The sequence below is a fragment of the Nocardia sp. GCM10030253 genome, from assembly GCF_042675075.1.
Taxonomy (GTDB): domain Bacteria; phylum Actinomycetota; class Actinomycetes; order Mycobacteriales; family Mycobacteriaceae; genus Nocardia.
This window is the reverse complement of record NZ_JBHTDL010000012.1, coordinates 392,730-404,960: the sequence shown is the minus strand read 5'-3', so window position 1 is coordinate 404,960 and position 12,231 is coordinate 392,730. Positions and strand designations below refer to the sequence as shown.

Genomic DNA, 12,231 nt, shown 5'->3' with positions numbered 1-12,231 from the left:
GGTTGCTGGGGAGTGGTTCTATCGGCGGCGCCGAATGCGCACGACACTGTCCGTGCGCCGCCCGACCTGGCCATCCGGTCCGGTCACGTCGCGCTCGACTTCGTCCGCCGTCTCGACCTGCCACGTCTCCTTGTCGAGGCCGAGACCGTCGACGACCTCCGCAATGGTCGGGAAGTGCACGTCGAACGGCGCCTCGTGCTCGTGCACGAACGACGGCCACCCCGCATGCCCCGCGATCAGCAGCACCCCGCCCGGCGTTACCGCCGCCGCGGACCGTCGCAGCACCTCGGTCCGCTCGTCGGCCTGCGCGACGGGCGAGTGGAAGAACTGCGCGGACACCAGATCGAAGGACCCGCCAGGGAACGACTGCGTCAGATCGTGTTCCGCCCAGACGATCCGGTCTTCGACCCCCGCATCCCGCGCGTGCCCGGCAGCTCGCCGCAAGGCGGTCGCGGACACATCGACCGCGGTGACCCGCCACCCCTGCCCGGCCAGCCAGATGGCGTCGCCACCTTCTCCGCAGCCGAGGTCGAGCGCGCTTCCTGGTGTCAGTGCGGCAACTTCACGTACCAGCAGCGGGTTGGGATTGCCGGACCAGACCTGGTCGCGGTCTCGGTAGAACTCCTCCCAGAACTGCTGGGTGGCGCTCGATTCAGAGGTCTCGGTCATGGGTTGGGCTCCTGTCGCGGTCGCAGGCGAGTGGTTGTCCACCGCCATCGAATGATGGACGCGCCGTCCTGCGCAGGGCCACTTTTCTTGCTGTTTCGGCAAAGCGCGTCAACTGTGGCCCAGTGCACTCCTGCTCTGATGTCACACATCGGGGGGCTACTCAGTCATCTAGACAGAACACCGAATACCAACGAAGCGATTGGGCTGACCCCAGTCGGAAATGATCGGAGAGACCAATGACGTCGACCATCCTGCTCACCGGCGGCACCGGCACCCTGGGCGGCCATGTCACGCCGCTGCTGCGGGAGGCCGGCTACCCGATTCGCCTGCTGAGCCGCGGCAACCGCGAGGCTACCGAGGGCATCGAATACGTGACCGGTGACCTGCTGAAAGGCGAGGGCATCGAGGCCGCGGTCGCCGGGATCGACACCATCGTGCACCTCGCGGGCGGCCCGAAGGGCGATGACGTCGCGACGCGGAATCTGGTGACGGCCGCGGCGGCGGCTGGAGTGAAGCACTTCGTGCACATCTCGGTCATCGGCGCGGACACCATCCCGCTGGGGTACTTCCAGGCCAAGCTCGGCGCGGAGCGCGCCATCATCGAGTCGGGATTGCCGTACACGATCCTGCGTGCCGCCCAGTTCCACGACCTGGCGCTGAAGACGGTGCGGGCGATGGCGAAGATGCCGATCGTCCCGGCTCCGAACGCGATCCGGTGGCAGCCCGTCGATTCGCGTGAGGTCGCCGCTCGACTGGTGGAGTTGGCGAACGGCACCCCGGCGGGTCTGGTGACCGATCTGGCGGGCCCGACGGTGTACACGTTGCCGGACCTGATCCGCAGCTACCTGAAGGCCGCGGGCCAGCGCCGCCCGTTCCTGCCGATCCGCGTGCCGGGTAAGGCGGGCAAGGCCTACCGCGCGGGCATCAACCTGAACCTCGACAGCGCCCAGATCGGCAAGCGCACGTGGGAAGACTTCCTCGCCGAACAGCTGGGCTGAAATCCCGCTCTCCAGCGGAAAGCCGGCATCCGAGCCACCCGCCGTAGCGTACGGTCAGGGGAACGGGACCGTTCAGGTCTCCAATCGAAGGACTCCGATGTCCGATAAATCTCCGCGCAGTGGCATGACGAAGAAGTCCGGCAAGTCTCTCAAGGAAAAGCGAGCGGAGAAGAAGGCCAAGTCGGCAGGGGATGCGGCCACCGAGTCCACTTTCCTGCCCAAGAAGCGCTGACTCCCGAATATTTTTGGTCCTGCTAGTCGAAGTCGATCTCGACATGGTCGGTCAGCGGTACCGACTGGCAAGCGAGGGTGAGGCCGAGGGCGAGGTCGGCGTCGACGAGGGTCTCGTTGCGCAGCATTCTGACCTTGCCCGCGCGCACCGTGCAGGCGCATGCGCTGCATTCGCCCGCACGGCAGGAGTAGGGCGCGTCGTAGCCGTTGGCGAGCAGGGTATCCAGCAGCGTGGACGTTCGTGGCCATGGCAGTTCGATCGTCCGGCCGTCCAGCTGCACGGTGGCGGTCGCGACGGCGTCTGCCTGCCACCGGCTCGGCGCGGCCGCGGCCGCCACCTCGATATCGGCGAAGGGGTCGCCGGTGAGTGACTGGAATTTCTCGTGGTGAATGTGCTTGTCCGGCATATTGATCGCGTGCAGTGCGGCCGTGCAGGCGGTCATGAAGGGGCCCGGTCCACAGAGGAAGGCCTCGTAGGCCGGGTAGGGGACGAGCAGATCGCGCAGGTCGTCGGCCGACGGCAGTCCCCGTTCGGATTCCAGCCAGTGCAGCACGGTGCAGCGGTCGGGGAATTCGGTGGCGATATCGTCGAGTTCCGCGCCGAAGATCACCGAATGCGCGTCGTCGTTGGCATAGACCAGTAGTACTGTGCCGGAGCCCGCGATCAGCGCGGATTTGGCGATCGACATGATCGGCGTGATCCCGCTGCCCGCGGCCAGCAGCAGCAGATCCGCGTCGAGCGACTTCGGGACGAAGACGCCCGAGGGCGCGAGCACACGCAGCCGCATACCGACCGAGGCGTTGTCGCACAACCAGTTCGACGCATATCCACCGATCGTGCGCTTCACCGTCACGATGGCGTCGTCGTCGAGATAGGGCGAGCTCGACAGCGAGTAGCAGCGCGCTACCGACCCGGATTGTTCGCTCGGCACCTCGAGGGTGAGGAATTGCCCTGGGTGATAACGGAATCGAGACACCAGCTCGTCGGGGATCTCGAAGACCAGCGAGACCGCGGCGTCGGTCTCCTTGATCACTTCGACGATCTCCAGCGTGTGTACGTGTGAATTCGCCATGGCGGGCGCCTACAGCTCGATGCCGAAACGTGCCGCCGCACGGCGGCCGAGCCGATACAGCGGCACACCGAGATCCTCGTAGCTCGGGCCGAGAACCCGTGGGATGAGGTCGAAGCCCCGTGCGTCGGCGCCGATCAGCACCCGGGCCTTGTTTCGCCGCACGCCGCGTAGAATGATCTTGGCCGCCGAGCTCGGGCGCGTCATCGTGATCGACTCGAATCCTTTACGCACCGCCTCGATGTCGGTGCCTTCGGGGATGCCGCGCGCGCTCACCGCGATATTCGTCTTTACCCCACCGGGGTGCACACATGTCACGCCGACCGGATGCCCGGCGAGCCGCATCTCCTGTCGCAGCGCTTCGGTAAAGCCGCGTACCGCGAATTTCGCCGCATTATAGGCACTTTGGGTGGGCACCCCGATGAGCCCGAACACCGATGACACATTGACGATGTGCCCGTCTCCCGACGCGATGACATCCGGCAGGAAAGCCTTGGTGCCGTGCGCGACACCCCAGAAGTTGATGTTCATCAACCAGTCGAAGTCGTCCCACTCCATGTCCTCGACATCGGCGCTCAACGCCACGCCCGCATTGTTGATCACCAGATTCACGCCGCCGAACTCGCCGCGCACATCGTCGGCATGGGCGTATACCGCCGCCCGGCGCGCGACATCGAGCTCGTAGGGAATCGCTGTCGCACCGAGCTTTTCGCAGCGACCGGCGGTATCGGCCACCGCGCCGGTATCGATATCGGACAGCGCAAGCCGGGCACCATGCCGCGCCAACTCCAGCGCGAGGGCGCGGCCGATCCCGGACCCCGCACCGGTGATGACGGCAACTTTGTTCTCGAAGCTCTTCATGACCTCTCCTCGCGCTATGACGTGATCGAAGTGGGGAAGGACTGGGCGGGAACGTCTTCCAGCACGATGGTCGGCCGAACCACCGGACTCGACCGAGAGCCGAAGAATTCGTACTCGGCGGGGTTCACGCGCCTGGTCTGCCGCCAGTACTCCCAGGTGAAGCCCGACCACAGCGTCCGGTTGTTGCCGTGCTCGTCCAGATACCAGCTCTTGCAGCCACCGGTGTTCCACACCGAACCGGCCAGCCGGTGCTGCAGCCGCGCGTTGAACCTGTCCTGGGCGGTGCGATGGGGTGCCAGCGCCACCGCGCCCTGCTCCCGCAACTGCCGAATCGCCTGCAATACGTAGTGGATCTGCGATTCGATCATGAAGATGATCGAGTTGTGGCCGAGCCCGGTGTTGGGGCCGAGCAGGAAAAAGGCATTGGGCATGTCGGCCACCGTGATGCCGCGATGCGCCTGCACGCCTTCCTCGGTCCATCGCCGCGTCAGGTCGACGCCGTCGCGTCCGGTGATCGAGAGGTTCATGAACGAATCGATGACGTGGAATCCGGTGCCATAGATAATCACATCGACCGCGCGCTCGACACCGTCGGCCGTGACGACGCCGCCGGCGGTGAGGTGGTCGATCCGCCCGGTCACCAGCTCCGTCTTCGGATCGGCGAGCGCCGGATAGTAGGTGTCGGAGCCGAGCAGCCGTTTGCAGCCGGCCCGATAGTCCGGCGTCACCTGTGCACGCAACACCGGGTCGGCGATCTGGCGGTTGATGTGTCGCTTGCCGACCCACTCCACCGCTCGCAATAGATCGGGCCGACGATTCATGGCATAGGCGCCGACCTCGGCGGTCCAGTAGATCCCGTTGCGCACCGCGAAACGCAGCCAAGGCACCCGGCGCAACGCGCGCCGGAACCCCTCGGAGAAGACCACGTCCGCCCGCGGCAGTACCCACGGTGGCGTGCGCTGGAACACCATCAGCTCGGCAACCTCGTCGACGATCTCGGGCACGAATTGGATTGCGCTCGCACCGGTTCCGATCACCGCGACCCGCTTCCCCGCGAGCGTGACACCGTGATCCCACCGCGCGGAATGGAAGGCCGCACCGGTGAATTCCGCGCTGCCCGCGAACTCCGGAACGCTCGGCACGTGCAGCGCGCCGATCGCGGAGACGATGAACTGTGCGACGTACTCCTGTCCATCGATGCTGAACGCGTGCCACCGCTGCTCGGCATCGTCCCAGTAGCCGCGGTTCATGTGCTGGTGGAACCGAATGTGTTCGCGCAGGCGGTATTTATCGGTGACCTCCTTCAGATAGTCGAAGATCTCCGGCTGCTGGGAGAACAGCCGCTGCCAGTTCGTCCGTGGTTCGAACGAGTAGGAGTACAGGTGGGTGGGCACATCACAGGCACACCCCGGATAGGTGTTGTCCCGCCAGGTTCCGCCGATCTCGCCCGCCTTCTCCACGATCAAGTAGTCGCCGATCCCGGCCTTGTCCAAGGCGATGGCCATGCCGAGCCCGGAGAATCCGCTGCCGATGATCAGCACTCTGGTGCGAACCGGTGCCATAGTCATGCCGCTTTTCGGTCGAATTCGTCGAGTACGTCCTGCGGTACCGTGCGCGAGAGCTTGTAGAGCAGCCGTGTCACCGCGCCGTCGAGCATCCCGACCTCGTGGGCGAACCGGAGCAACGGCTCACCGGCGAAGGTCGCGTTCACCCGATAGTTCGGCGAGGTGAAAGCCGCGAGAAAGCCATGCAGCGGGCTGATGCCGACAGACCGATACACCTTGGGATTCACCAGCACCGGATAGACGCCGAGCACCATGACCGCAAACAGCAAGCGGTGAAAGGCATTCGACACCGGACCACGTGCCTCGATGGCCCTGACCAATTCCTCGCGCGCATAGGTGATGTGCCGCGCTTCCTCCAGCACATGAATCTTCATCAGCTGGCGCACGTGCGGTTGTACATCGGTGTCGTTCAGCGCCTCCCGCTGCAGTCGATCGAGAATCTCTTCGATCAACAGCGTGCCCGCGTACGCCGACGGCCCGAGCGGGATCATGCTGGTGAACCGGAGCAGCCTGCGGCCGAGGCCGGGCGGCACGTACGGTGGCAGCCCGGTGAGGTTCACCAGCCTGCTGAACATGGTGGAATGCCTTGTCTCCTCACCAATTTCGGCGAGCGCGTAGCGGGTGTGGTCGTCGGCGAGCCCGTCGCCTTCCAGCACCGTCCGCAACAGCATGGTGCTCAGTCCGGCTTCGGCGACGATTCCGAAGCTCAGCACGCTCACCAGTTCGTGCAGGCCGAGTTCGGTGCGCTGTTCGGGCGTCAGCCGATCCCACAGTTTCGTGCCGTACAGCGACTGTCGATGCTCGGGCACCCAGCGCTTGTCCGGTGCGATCGGTGCGTCCCAATCGATGTCGAGCTCGCCGTCGTAGGCACGCTCCGCCGATGAGCGCAACAGTCGCTGTGCGGTCTTCTGCCGGTCGCCGACGGTCTTGCGCCGCACGGATGACGCGCCGGCGGTGGTGACGATCGAATGTGGTGTATCGGTGGGCATTTCACCGCTCTCCTGCCTGTGACCGGCGGCCACTCGTTGCGTGTATCGGGGATCCGTCGAGCACGCCTTCCGTGCGGAGGAAGCGACGGAAGGTCGAGGTGGCGTTGCGGGCATTGCGGCGGTAGGTGCCGCCGGTCACCGCGGCGGCCACGCCGATGATCGGGTGGATCCGCACCGCGCGGTACACGTCGGGATGGATCAGCACCGCGTAGGCGAGCGTTGTCATCGTGGCCAGCACCCATCGATGCAGTGCGGTGCCGATGGGACCGCGAGAAGCGATGGTGCGCAGCAATTCCTCGCGAGCGAGCTCGATGTGCCCGGCGCTGGTCGCCGCGTGCATCACGGTCAGCTGGCGCAGATGTGGTTGCACCCTGCCGTCCGCGGCGAGCTCGCGCAGAATCTGTGCGGACATTTCCTCGATGAGCAGCCGGAAGCCGAGTTCGCCCGGCCCCTTCGGAATCCAGAGGGTGAACTTCGTCAGCAGCCGCAATGGTTCGGGCAGCCGATAGGGCGGCAGTCCGGTGGCATTCACCAGCCTGCTGTACATGGTGGAGTTGCGGCTCTCGTCCTGGATGCACGCGAGGGTGAACCGGGTGTGGTCGTCGACGAGTTCGCGGCGCTCGACGACGTCGCGGAACATCAGCATCGACAGCATGGACTGGGCGTAGATGCCCACGCTCAACATGCTTACCAGCTCGTGTTTTCCGAGTTCCCTGCGCTGATCGGCGCTGAGTCGCCGCCAGAGCCGGGTGCCGTACAGCGATATCCGCTCTTCGGGCAGCCAGTTCTTGTCCGGGTCCGGCGCGGCGTCCCAGTCGATATCGAGGTCCGGGTCGTAGGCGCTCTCCGCGGTTCCGGCGAACAGCAACCGCCGCGCGGTGGCCTGCCGGTCGCCGATGTGGCGGCGTCGGCGTACGGCAGCGCCGGACGGCGTGGTGGCGGGCCGGAAACCGTAGTTGTGGCTGGACGTCATTGTCCCCACCAGCTCTCTCTGCTGATTTGCGCTCTAGCTATTCTACGAAACCCGCAATATCCAATACCCGAGGTACCTAATACCGACGGTTCCGTGTACATTTACGAGTGTGTCGCACGTCTCATGCGATGTCAACGCGGGAGTGTGCGTTAGGTTTTCACCGCTTCGGCGGCAGCCGGGAGGAGTCGAGATGAGCAGCGGTTTCGCCGACAATCCACATGACGGATCCGACTACATCGGGCCCGCGACCATCGTCGTGCACGACATGGAGATCCCGGTACGGGTGGAGCTACGCGGCTACCGCGAGCCGATCGACGGCATCTTCCGCTGGTTCGGCCGCATTCAGCCGAGCGACGACCTCGAGGCCGCGCTCGGTGACGAAAAGCGGACCCGGGTGACCATCCGCACCGAACACAGCGCGCGCGAGGGTTTTGTCGGTGATCCCGATCCTTGGCGCCGCTTGCGGATCATGGGCAAGAGCACGCCGCCGTTCCATGTTCCTACCGAGTTGTCCGAGGTGGAGTAAGTGGTTGGTACGGTCAATTTTGTGACGCAACGCGGCCGGGACAAAGACGAGGCGCCGCCCAAGCGCGTCGACGCTCGCACCGAGCGGTGGCGCGAGCATCGCAGGAAGGTGCGCGACGAGTTCGTCGACGCGGCGTTCCGTGCCCTGGACAAGTTCGGCCCCGAAGTGAGTATGGGTGACATCGCCAAGGAGGCAGGCGCGGCGAAACCCAAGCTGTACCGGCATTTCGAGGACAAGACCGATCTCTACAACGCCATCGTCGACCGGGTGCGCGACATGCTGTGGGAACGGATCATTTCCAGCATCGACCTGACCCACGATTCGGCCCGCGAACTGGTACGCCGTGGCGCGGCCGAGTACGTGCTCGTGGTGACCGAGCATCCGAATGTCTTCCGCTTCATGGTGCACAGCCACTTCACGCAGCAAGCCGATGAATCCGAGCGCGCGTTGCAGTCCGCCCGCCAATCGGCCAAGCGCGCCGCCGCTCTGTTCACCGGAATGCTGGAAGACAAATCGGTCGACGTGGCCAGCGTCGAACTGGTCAACTACTCGATCTTCGGTGCCGTCGCCTCGGCCACCGATTGGTGGCTGGGCGCGGACCGCCTGCAGGCACACACGATGCCGATCGAGAAATTCGTCGCCTACTTGGCCGAGATCATCTCCGCCCTCGCCGAGGCCAACGCCCGCCTGAACGGGATCGTCATCGACGCCGATCTGCCATTACATCAAGCATTTTCGAGTGTGTAAGCCGTACTGAACCACCGGTGGCGCCGACCGCGAGTGCGCGCTCTTAGCGGTCGGCTGCCGCATCCACACGAACCACGTTGTTCCTGTCGGGCCGCGTCATCGAGGCCAACTGTGTTTGCGACATGCTCAGTATGAACCGACCCACCGACAAGAAACGGCCGTCGGATCCGGTGGCAAAAGGCTGCCCTCCGTTGGGAGGGCAGCCTTTGTTGTCGTCGTGCCGGTTCATTCGGTTTTCATGGTGGCGATTCAGTTGTCGAGGGCTGCGTTGATCTTGCGGATCAGTTCGGATCCGGCCGCGCGCGGCCGAGCACCCTGGGACTGTTCGGCGGCGAGAACCGCGGTGTCGATGGTCCTGCGGAAGTTATCGATCTCCTCGGGCGCCTTGGAGTTGAGGATCTCGATCGAGGAGGTGAGAGCCGGGAAAACGATGTCGGCGATGTCGGCGAGGGTGCGGCCCTTCAGTGGCAGGCCGCGAGGCTTGTCGTTGAGTACGTGCCCGACCAGGCCGGTGGCTGTGCGCAGCGCGTTGCCCGCGGCAGTGCTGGCTTTGGTGGAGGCGATCACTGTGGGATCGCCTGCGGCGAGCAGGGTGACGACGCCGTAGGCGGCGGTCTGCAGGGTGCGGCGGTCGTCGGTGGTCAGGGTGGCGTTCATGATGTTCTCCCTTTTTCGGTTTCTGGGTGCCGTTCGTTCGGCGTGAAAATGACAATGCCCGCCGCCGCTGACATCGCGCTGACACGAACCCGGTCCCCGGACGTGGTCATGGAACCCGACCAAAACCCGTCGTCACGGGATTGCGGCCGACCGTGTCCATCGACCCGCGGCGATAGGATCACCTACTCGTGGACGTGGATACGGAAAACGGGATGGTTGCCATCCCCGCCGGGCGGGTGACGCTGTCGGATCGGCGGACCGAGCGCAGCTGGTCGGTCGAGCTCGGGCCGTATTCGATGTCGCGATTTCCGGTCACCCAGTCTCAGTACGAGCAGGTCACCGGTCAGCGGCCGAGTTCCGCGCACGGCGACCGGTTGCCTGTCGAGACTGTCTCGTGGTGGGACGCGGTCCGATTCTGCAACGCACTGTCCCGAACCGAGGGGTTGTCACCGGCGTATCGCCTCGACGCCGACGCCATCGAGTGGCTCACTTCCACGGACGGGTATCGGTTGCCGACCGAGGCCGAGTGGGAACACGCCTGCCGTGCGGGGACCACGGGTCCCCGGTATGGCGATCTCGACGAGATCGCTTGGTACCGCGGCAATTCGGATGGCCACATGCACGATGTGGGCGGCAAGCGGCCCAATGCGTTCGGCCTGTACGACATGCTCGGCAACGCCTGGGACTGGTGCTGGGACATCTACGATGCCGAGGTGTACGGCGACTATCGGGTGCTCCGCGGCGGCGGATGGTTCGACGAGCACTGGAGCTGCCGTGCTTCAGTGCGGCGTCGCAGCCACCCGAGCTTTCAGCCCGACGACGTGGGATTCCGCGTCGTCCGTTCGGTATTGACCTGATCGCGGCTTACGAGTGGCTCAAACGCCATAGCGGCGACACCGGACCGTGCCCGGCGCCGAGGTCGTAGGACGCGGCGAGGCAGCGGTAGGTCCACTCCTTGGCGAAGGCGACCGCGTCGGGGACCGAATAGCCGTTGGCGAGAGCGCAGGCAATGGCGGCCGCCAGGGTGTCGCCGCCGCCGTGGTCGTTGCCGGTGCTGATGCGTGGCGCGGAGAATTCCAGGAACTGCTCGCCGTCGAAAAGTAGATCTGTACTGAATTCGGACGAGCGCAGATGCCCACCCTTGACGATCGCCCACTGCGCACCGAGGGCGTGCAGCGCTTCGGCGGCGCGGCGCGCGCTCGGGTCGTCGGTGACCTCGATGCCGGTGATCAGCCGGACCTCGTCGAGATTCGGCGTCACCACGGTCGCGAGCGGAATGAGGGTGTGCCGCACCGCGTCCAGCGCCTCCTCGTGCAGCAGCGGATCGCCGTGCATGGACGCGGCAACGGGGTCGACCACCAGTGGAATCGTCCCGTCGCGTCCGATGCCGACCTCCCGGCTGACCGCGGCGACGGCCTCGATGATGGCGGTCGAGGCCAGCATTCCGGTCTTGGCCGCGCTGATCCCGATATCGCCGACCACCGTGCGCACCTGATCGGCCACGATCTGCGGCGGAATCTCATGAAAGCCGCTGACGCCCACCGAATTCTGCACCGTCACCGCCGCTACCGCGACGCACGCGTGCACCCCGCACAGCGTCATGGTGCGCGAGTCGGCCTGGATTCCGGCACCGCCACCCGAGTCCGTGCCCGCGATGGTGAGTGCGCGGACCGGGGTCTGTCCCTCGGATGGAAGAGGCAGCAATTTCACACCCAAGACCCTACGACCTGCCACTCCGAGAGGGGGCCCCGGAATCCCTGAAGTAAATGAAAACCATTATCATTAGCTGGTGACCACTTCATCGACCACCGACCTGCTGCCCGTCACCGTGCTGTCCGGCTTCCTCGGCGCGGGCAAGACCACGCTGCTCAACCACATCCTGGCCAACCGGGAGGGCCGCCGCGTCGCGGTCATCGTCAACGACATGAGCGAGGTCAATATCGACGCCGCGCTCGTCGCGGGTCAGGGACATCTAGACCGCACCGAGGAGAAGCTGGTCGAACTCACCAACGGCTGCATCTGCTGCACGCTGCGCGAGGACCTGATCGAAGCGGTCGGTCGCCTGGCCCGCGCGGGCCGGTTCGATCAGCTGGTCATCGAATCCACCGGCATCTCCGAACCCATGCCGGTGGCCGCCACCTTCGACTGGGAATTCGAGGACGGTTTCAAGCTCGGCGACGTCGCGCGGCTGGACACCATGGTGACGGTGGTCGATGCGTCGACCTTCCTCAACGAGGTGGCCCGCGGGCAGGCTCTTGCCGAGCGGAATCTGCAAGCGGGCGAGGGGGACGCGCGCACGATCGCCGACCTGCTCGTGGATCAGGTGGAATTCGCCGACGTCCTGCTCGTCAACAAGACCGATCTGGTGAGCGACGCCGTCGCCGGGGCGGTGGAAGCCACTGTGCGCAGACTGAATCCGCGTGCCGAGGTATTGCGCACGGAGCAGGGCATTGTGGACCTGACCGAGGTGCTCGGCACCGGACGCTACAACCCACTCGTTGCCGCCGAGGCCGCTGGATGGGACGAAGAACTGGCGGGCGGACACCTCCCCGAGACCGAGGAATACGGCATCCGCAGCCTGACCTACACCGCCGACCGGCCCTTCCACCCGGCCCGCCTCTCCGACGCGCTCGATCAGATGCGAGGCCTGTTGCGCAGCAAGGGTTTCTGCTGGATCGCCAGCCGGGCGGGGTTGGCGGCGGTCTGGTCGCAGGCTGGCCCGAACCTGGTATTCGAACCGGCCGCCTGGTGGACTTCACTGGAGGTGCCGCCGGGGCAGGAGATCGTCTTCATCGGCGTAAAACTCGACCGGGACCGGGTGCGCGAAATGTTGGACGCCGCATTGCTCACCGACGCCGAACTCGCTGCGGGACCACTGGATTGGGCCGGCTACCCTGATCCGTTCCCCGCTTGGGGTGAGCTGCACGAACACGCGTGAGCGGTGA

The 12,231-nt window shown here is 65.5% G+C and carries 14 protein-coding genes; 6 read left to right on the top strand and 8 right to left on the bottom strand.

What is annotated here, in order from left to right; all coding sequences use genetic code 11:
- Nucleotides 1–18: 18 nt before the first annotated feature.
- The gene (locus ACFQZZ_RS28205; RefSeq protein ID WP_378686772.1) at nt 19–669 is read right to left on the bottom strand and encodes a class I SAM-dependent methyltransferase; all 651 of its coding nucleotides are present in this window, start codon (nt 667–669) and stop codon (nt 19–21) included.
- Between the two features lie 236 nt (nt 670–905).
- Here ACFQZZ_RS28205 and ACFQZZ_RS28200 point away from each other — a divergent pair, with 236 nt between their 5' ends.
- Together ACFQZZ_RS28200 and ACFQZZ_RS28195 are read left to right on the top strand one after the other, a co-directional pair.
- Nucleotides 906–1,667, top strand: coding sequence for an SDR family oxidoreductase (locus ACFQZZ_RS28200; protein ID WP_378686770.1), 762 nt, complete (start codon nt 906–908; stop codon nt 1,665–1,667).
- 97 nt (nt 1,668–1,764) lie between these two features.
- Nucleotides 1,765–1,899 (top strand): hypothetical protein, encoded by a 135-nt coding sequence (locus ACFQZZ_RS28195; protein WP_378686768.1) that lies wholly within the window; start codon nt 1,765–1,767, stop codon nt 1,897–1,899.
- Nucleotides 1,900–1,921: 22 nt separating this feature from the next.
- Here ACFQZZ_RS28195 and ACFQZZ_RS28190 read toward each other — a convergent pair whose 3' ends face one another.
- Genes ACFQZZ_RS28190 through ACFQZZ_RS28170 form a run of 5 tightly spaced genes read right to left on the bottom strand, consistent with a single transcriptional unit; the run spans nt 1,922 to nt 7,356 of the window.
- The gene (locus ACFQZZ_RS28190; protein WP_378686766.1) at nt 1,922–2,971 is read right to left on the bottom strand and encodes a 2Fe-2S iron-sulfur cluster-binding protein; all 1,050 of its coding nucleotides are present in this window, start codon (nt 2,969–2,971) and stop codon (nt 1,922–1,924) included.
- 9 nt (nt 2,972–2,980) lie between these two features.
- On the bottom strand, nt 2,981–3,829 hold the full coding sequence (locus tag ACFQZZ_RS28185) for an SDR family NAD(P)-dependent oxidoreductase (RefSeq protein ID WP_378686764.1): 849 nt from the start codon (nt 3,827–3,829) through the stop codon (nt 2,981–2,983).
- 14 nt (nt 3,830–3,843) lie between these two features.
- Nucleotides 3,844–5,397, bottom strand: a complete 1,554-nt coding sequence (locus ACFQZZ_RS28180) for a flavin-containing monooxygenase (protein WP_378686762.1) — start codon at nt 5,395–5,397, stop codon at nt 3,844–3,846.
- Complete coding sequence (locus ACFQZZ_RS28175; RefSeq protein ID WP_378686760.1) at nt 5,394–6,383, bottom strand: diiron oxygenase; 990 nt, start codon at nt 6,381–6,383, stop codon at nt 5,394–5,396. Before ACFQZZ_RS28175 ends, ACFQZZ_RS28180 begins: the two co-directional genes overlap by 4 nt.
- A gap of 1 nt (nt 6,384) precedes the next feature.
- Nucleotides 6,385–7,356 (bottom strand): diiron oxygenase, encoded by a 972-nt coding sequence (locus tag ACFQZZ_RS28170; protein WP_378686758.1) that lies wholly within the window; start codon nt 7,354–7,356, stop codon nt 6,385–6,387.
- 190 nt (nt 7,357–7,546) lie between these two features.
- On the opposite strand from ACFQZZ_RS28170, the gene ACFQZZ_RS28165 reads away from it, so the two are divergent.
- Both ACFQZZ_RS28165 and ACFQZZ_RS28160 read left to right on the top strand, forming a co-directional pair.
- Nucleotides 7,547–7,882, top strand: coding sequence for a DUF4873 domain-containing protein (locus ACFQZZ_RS28165; protein ID WP_378686756.1), 336 nt, complete (start codon nt 7,547–7,549; stop codon nt 7,880–7,882).
- Nucleotides 7,883–7,903: 21 nt separating this feature from the next.
- A complete protein-coding gene (locus tag ACFQZZ_RS28160) occupies nt 7,904–8,629 on the top strand; it encodes a TetR/AcrR family transcriptional regulator (RefSeq protein WP_378686755.1) in 726 nt (241 codons plus the stop codon).
- A 249-nt stretch (nt 8,630–8,878) separates the two neighbouring features.
- Here the strand turns inward: ACFQZZ_RS28160 and ACFQZZ_RS28155 are convergent, their stop codons facing one another.
- Nucleotides 8,879–9,286, bottom strand: coding sequence for a hypothetical protein (locus tag ACFQZZ_RS28155; protein WP_378686753.1), 408 nt, complete (start codon nt 9,284–9,286; stop codon nt 8,879–8,881).
- Between the two features lie 188 nt (nt 9,287–9,474).
- On the opposite strand from ACFQZZ_RS28155, the gene ACFQZZ_RS28150 reads away from it, so the two are divergent.
- Entirely contained in the window at nt 9,475–10,143 is a 669-nt protein-coding gene (locus ACFQZZ_RS28150; RefSeq protein ID WP_378686751.1) for a formylglycine-generating enzyme family protein, read from the top strand.
- Nucleotides 10,144–10,150: 7 nt separating this feature from the next.
- On the opposite strand, the gene thiD is transcribed toward ACFQZZ_RS28150, so the two are convergent.
- The gene (gene thiD, locus ACFQZZ_RS28145; RefSeq protein ID WP_378686749.1) at nt 10,151–10,996 is read right to left on the bottom strand and encodes a bifunctional hydroxymethylpyrimidine kinase/phosphomethylpyrimidine kinase; all 846 of its coding nucleotides are present in this window, start codon (nt 10,994–10,996) and stop codon (nt 10,151–10,153) included.
- Nucleotides 10,997–11,075: 79 nt separating this feature from the next.
- Here thiD and ACFQZZ_RS28140 point away from each other — a divergent pair, with 79 nt between their 5' ends.
- Complete coding sequence (locus ACFQZZ_RS28140; protein ID WP_378686748.1) at nt 11,076–12,224, top strand: GTP-binding protein; 1,149 nt, start codon at nt 11,076–11,078, stop codon at nt 12,222–12,224.
- The last annotated feature ends 7 nt before the right edge of the window (nt 12,225–12,231 follow it).

What these genes read in the sequence shown, in the direction of transcription:
- ACFQZZ_RS28165 (WP_378686756.1), top strand. Translation starts at nt 7,547, where the DNA reads ATGAGCAGCGGTTTCGCCGACAATCCACATGACGGATCCGACTACATC.
- ACFQZZ_RS28185 (WP_378686764.1), bottom strand. Translation starts at nt 3,829, where the DNA reads ATGAAGAGCTTCGAGAACAAAGTTGCCGTCATCACCGGTGCGGGGTCC.
- ACFQZZ_RS28170 (WP_378686758.1), bottom strand. Translation starts at nt 7,356, where the DNA reads ATGACGTCCAGCCACAACTACGGTTTCCGGCCCGCCACCACGCCGTCC.
- ACFQZZ_RS28180 (WP_378686762.1), bottom strand. Translation starts at nt 5,397, where the DNA reads ATGACTATGGCACCGGTTCGCACCAGAGTGCTGATCATCGGCAGCGGA.
- ACFQZZ_RS28190 (WP_378686766.1), bottom strand. Translation starts at nt 2,971, where the DNA reads ATGGCGAATTCACACGTACACACGCTGGAGATCGTCGAAGTGATCAAG.
- ACFQZZ_RS28175 (WP_378686760.1), bottom strand. Translation starts at nt 6,383, where the DNA reads ATGCCCACCGATACACCACATTCGATCGTCACCACCGCCGGCGCGTCA.
- ACFQZZ_RS28205 (WP_378686772.1), bottom strand. Translation starts at nt 669, where the DNA reads ATGACCGAGACCTCTGAATCGAGCGCCACCCAGCAGTTCTGGGAGGAG.
- ACFQZZ_RS28195 (WP_378686768.1), top strand. Translation starts at nt 1,765, where the DNA reads ATGTCCGATAAATCTCCGCGCAGTGGCATGACGAAGAAGTCCGGCAAG.
- ACFQZZ_RS28200 (WP_378686770.1), top strand. Translation starts at nt 906, where the DNA reads ATGACGTCGACCATCCTGCTCACCGGCGGCACCGGCACCCTGGGCGGC.
- ACFQZZ_RS28155 (WP_378686753.1), bottom strand. Translation starts at nt 9,286, where the DNA reads ATGAACGCCACCCTGACCACCGACGACCGCCGCACCCTGCAGACCGCC.